The sequence below is a fragment of the Lactobacillus nasalidis genome, assembly GCF_016587775.1.
Classification (GTDB): domain Bacteria; phylum Bacillota; class Bacilli; order Lactobacillales; family Lactobacillaceae; genus Lactobacillus; species Lactobacillus nasalidis.
This window is the reverse complement of sequence record NZ_BOCG01000443.1, coordinates 1-4,535: the sequence shown is the minus strand read 5'-3', so window position 1 is coordinate 4,535 and position 4,535 is coordinate 1. Positions and strand designations below refer to the sequence as shown.

Annotated in this window: 5 protein-coding genes and 1 pseudogene; all 6 read left to right on the top strand. The window is 53.0% G+C overall.

The window, feature by feature from the left end:
• A partial coding sequence (locus lacNas_RS08235; RefSeq protein WP_201346766.1) for a substrate-binding periplasmic protein occupies positions 1–343 on the top strand: 343 nt, incomplete at its 5' end.
• The gene (locus lacNas_RS08230; RefSeq protein WP_201331082.1) at positions 343–984 is read left to right on the top strand and encodes an amino acid ABC transporter permease; all 642 of its coding nucleotides are present in this window, start codon (positions 343–345) and stop codon (positions 982–984) included. The genes lacNas_RS08235 and lacNas_RS08230, both read left to right, overlap by 1 nt.
• A gap of 11 nt (positions 985–995) precedes the next feature.
• A complete protein-coding gene (locus lacNas_RS08225; protein ID WP_201331081.1) occupies positions 996–1,664 on the top strand; it encodes an amino acid ABC transporter permease in 669 nt (222 codons plus the stop codon).
• A gap of 45 nt (positions 1,665–1,709) precedes the next feature.
• The gene (locus lacNas_RS08220; RefSeq protein ID WP_201331080.1) at positions 1,710–2,561 is read left to right on the top strand and encodes a transporter substrate-binding domain-containing protein; all 852 of its coding nucleotides are present in this window, start codon (positions 1,710–1,712) and stop codon (positions 2,559–2,561) included.
• 196 nt (positions 2,562–2,757) lie between these two features.
• Positions 2,758–4,269 (top strand): HD domain-containing protein, encoded by a 1,512-nt coding sequence (locus lacNas_RS08215; RefSeq protein ID WP_201331079.1) that lies wholly within the window; start codon positions 2,758–2,760, stop codon positions 4,267–4,269.
• Between the two features lie 3 nt (positions 4,270–4,272).
• Positions 4,273–4,535: pseudogene (locus tag lacNas_RS08210) on the top strand (RNA degradosome polyphosphate kinase); the annotation flags it as partial.

The following is a 4,535-nucleotide window of genomic DNA, read 5'->3' as shown; positions in this document are numbered from 1 at the left end:
GGCTGCTGAAGACATTGCGCGCCTGGCTCCAAAGGCCAAGATCCGCCAGTACAACGACTACGGTGCCTGCACCAACGCCCTGCTGGCCGGCCAGGGGGATGCCGTGGCTACCGACAACGGCATTTTGGCCGGGATCGCCAAGCAGCACAAGGGCCTGCACCTGGTCGGCGGCACGATCGCCGTTGAACCTTACGGGATCGCCGTTGAAAAGGGACAGACCAAGATGCTGCAGGCAATCAACAAGGCTTTGAAGGAAGTCAAGGCCGACGGCAGCTATCACAAGCTGGTCAAGAAATGGTTTGGCAACATTCCAGGTTTCAGTGTTAAGGAGGCTGAATATTAATGTTGAGTTTACTTGAGGCAAACTGGTCCACCTTTTTGCTCGGTTTTTGGAATACGATTCTTTGTAGTCTGATTTCCTTGTTTTTCAGTTTGATTATCGGATCCGGTTTTGCTATCCTGGAGACCGTGCCAAACAAGTTCTGGCGCGGCGTTGCCAAGGTCTATGTCGAGATCTTCAGAAACATCCCCTTGCTGGTGGTGACGATGGTCTTCTACCTGGTCTTGCCGACGTACACGCCTTTGAAACTGACTGGCTTCCAAGCCGGGACGATCGGCCTGTCGATTTATTCGTCAGCCTTCATCGCGGAAACTGTCCGCTCCGGGATCCAGTCCGTCGGGACCGGCCAGATGGAAGGGGCCCGGTCCAACGGGATGACCTACTGGCAGGCAATGCGCTACGTCATCCTGCCGCAGGCCTTCAGAATCGTTATCCCGCCTTTGGGCAACCAATTCGTCAACTTGATCAAGAACTCCAGCATCCTGGCCTTTGTGGCGGGCTTTGACCTGATGTACCAGGGCGACATCGTCGCTTCCAACACCTTCCAAACCATCCCGAGCTATGTTTTGGTCGGCTTGTTCTACTTGATCTTGACCCTGCCGCTGAGCTACTACATGCAGTATTTGGAAAAGAAAGGCGTTTAGGAGGAAAATAAATGGAAAATCTTACACAAGCATTGTCCTGGGTCAACCTCCACTTCTTGTTGCAGGGCTTCTGGGTGACGATCGAAGTTTCAGTGATTTCAATCATTTTGAGTTTCGTGATCGGCTTGATCCTGGGTCTGGTCCGCTTTACGAGAGTCGATGCCAAGACCATCCGGATCTCCCGCGTTGTCGGCGTGATCATCGACGTGATCAGAAACCTGCCGCTGCTGTTGATCATCTTCTTCTCCTACTTCGGCCTGCCGGTTTTGGGGATCAGAGTCGACGCCTTTCAAGCTTCAGTGATTGCCATGGTGGTCTTTGAATCAGCCATGATCGCGGAAGTCGTCCGTTCAGGGATCATGGCCGTTGACCCCGGCCAAATGGAAGGGGCCCGGTCCAACGGGATGACCTACATGCAGGCAATGACGCACGTCGTTTTGCCGCAGGCTTTGACCAAAATGATTCCAGCCCTGCTGTCGCAATTCGTGTCACTGATCAAGGATACATCCTTGGCAACGATCATCGTTTTGCCGGAACTGCTCTACCACGCAGAAATCATCTACAATCAAAATACTAATTACATGATTCCAATGTACTTGGCTGTAGCAGTGATGTACTTCATTATCTGTTTTGCCTTGTCCAGTTTTGCCAACTACTTGAGCAAGAGAATCAAGTACTGATCAACCGCTTTGGAGTCATGTCGCGTTTATTGCCAAGGAGGAAAAATGGCACGCAAACTGAGAAAGCTGACCGCCGCTATGGCGGTTTTGCTGTTGTCGCTGCTTTTTGCCGCTTGTTCAAACAGCAAGGAAAGCAGCAGCAGCACCTATGACCGGGTCAAGGCAAGCAACACCATCACTTGGGGGATGCGGGCCGACACCCGCCTGTTCAGCATGATGGACGTCAAGACCGGCAAAGCCGCCGGCTTTGAAGTTGACTTGGCCAGAGCCATCACCAAGCAGATTCTCGGCCCCAAAGGCAAAATGAAGATCGAATACATCAGTGAAAAATCGCGGATCATGGACCTGAAGATCGGCAACGTCGACGCCGTGATCGCCACCATGACCAATACCGCCGACCGGCGCAAGATCATCAACTTTTCCGACACTTACTTCATGGCCGGGGAAACTTTGATCGTGCCAAAGAACAGCAAGCTGAACTCGATCAAGGACTTCAACAGCTCCAAGTACGTGATCGCCGCCGTGAAGGGGTCAACGGCCGACAGCGACGTTCACAAGTACGCTCCTAAAGCCCGCGTCATCTTCTACGACGACTACGGCTCCTGCTACAACGCTTTAAAGGCTGGCAAGGCCAGCGCCATGGTCAGTGACAACGCGGTCCTGGCAGGCCTGATTGCCGAAGACAAAGACAAGTTCAAGATGCTCAGCAGCACCTTCACCGTTGAGCCTTACGGCATCGGGATCAAGAAGGGCGAGGACAAGTTTACCGCTGAGGTCAACCGGGCCCTCAAGCAGCTCCGCAAGAACGGAACTTACGCCCGCTTGATGAAGAAATGGTTCAACGGCGTGCCTGGCTTCAACATCCAGGATTCCTCGCGCCAGCAGGCCAGCGAATAGGCATTGAATCAGCACATCCGTAAGCGGATGTGCTTTTTTTAATCCCAAGTTAAATTATGTTAAAAAAATTATTTTTGGCCGGAAAAATACGCCGAAGAGGAAGATTTTTTGTACAATTGAAATAGATGACTCAGCGCTTACAGCTGAGTTTTAACGCTCATTTTGAAAATATTCAAGAAAATCAGAGGAGAGACTCATGAGCAAAAGACAATTTGGTCTGATATACATATCGTCGTATCAAGCCCGCCTGTTTATCGTCGATTTGAAGAAGCTGTCGATCATCGAGCAGCTCAGCTCGGCGCAATTCGTGCAAAGCGGCAAGAAATTTGAAGTTTATGAAAACGAACTGCCCCGGCTGACGGACGCCTTGATCGGCTTCAAACGGAAAATCGCGGAATACGGGATTGAAAATTACAAGGTTTACGGCAACCGGCAGCTGCTGGACAAGATTTCGGCGCGCTATCTGGCTGACCAGATCAAGATCAGAACTGGTCTGGAAATTGAATGGCTCAATGGGGCGCAGATCGCCTACTACAAGATAATTGCCGGAATGGCCCTGCCGCAGTTCTCAGAACTGGCTGACGATGAATTTACCTACCTGCTCAGTATGGGCAGCGCCATGCTCAACCTCACCTTGTTTAAAGGCCAGCACTATCTGTCGACTTGGAACTTTGCCCTGGGGCCGGAAGAAATCGAAGAAATGTCGGCCATGACCCGGGACACGCCAACGGACCCGATCGACATCATCAGCGACTACATTTCGCGGAAACTGGTCAGCTTCAAGACGATCGAGAAGCCGACCGGCAAGGCCCGGATCATCATCCAGCACGTGCCTGGCCGGGGCGAGCAGAGCTTGAAGCCGCAGGAAAAGGCCCGCTTGATCGACTTGAAGCAGTTCGCGGCCGTTTATGACGACTTCAGGGAAGCTCCCGACCAGTACTTGATGGAAAAGTACAACCTTGACATTGACGCCCTGGCCAGAATGAAGCCGACGATCGTTTTGATCAACCAGCTGGTCAAGGTGATCAAGCCGCACATGATGACCTTGACCCAGTCTTCGGCAATCACCGGCTTGATGATCCAGGAAGCTGCCCGGCTGAAGTACCGGCCTGACGAATACTCAACGATCGTGCTGACGGCCACGAAGAACATCGCCCGCCGCTATGAATCAGGCGGCAAGCACAGCAACCTGTCCAACAAGTTCGCCCTGCACATTTTTGACCGCCTGGCCCATGTGGGCATGGTCGACCGCCGGGACCGCCAGCTTTTGGAAATCGCGGCGCGCCTGCACGATATCGGCAACTTCATCAACTTCCACAACCACTATGAGCACGCGGCCTACATTGTCGGCGCCAACCAGATCATCGGCCTGTCCGACCGGGAAAACGAGATGCTGCTGAGCATCTTGAAGCACCAGGACATTACCAGCTTGAACGTGGACGAACGCGAATACCGGCACCTGGATCCGGCCCTGCAGGTCCGGGTGGCCAAACTGGCCGCCATCCTGCGGCTGGCCAACAGCCTGGATGCTTCCCGCAAGCAGAAGATCAGCAAGATCGTGGTTTCGATCAAGGACGACCAGATGCTGATCACGGTTACCAGCAAGCGGGACCTGACTTTGGAACGCTGGGTCTTTGAAAAGAACGTCAACCTGGCTGAGGCTGTTTTCGGCATGAAGATTGCCATGAAGCAAAAGAGGGGAAAGTAAAAAATGACGATGCCTAAAAACAAAAACAAGTTTACCGATCCTAGTTATTATGCCAACCGTGAACTGAGCTGGCTGGACTTCAACGACCGCTGCCTGGATGAAGCCAGGAACCCGGACGAGCCGCTTTTGGAAAGAGCCAACTTCCTGGGGATCACCCAGTCCAACGTCGACGAGTTCTACATGGTCCGGGTGGCTTCCTTGAGCAAGCTGGTGGCCGCCAAGGTCAAGAGCCATGACGCCAGCGGCCTCACGCCGCTGGAACAGCT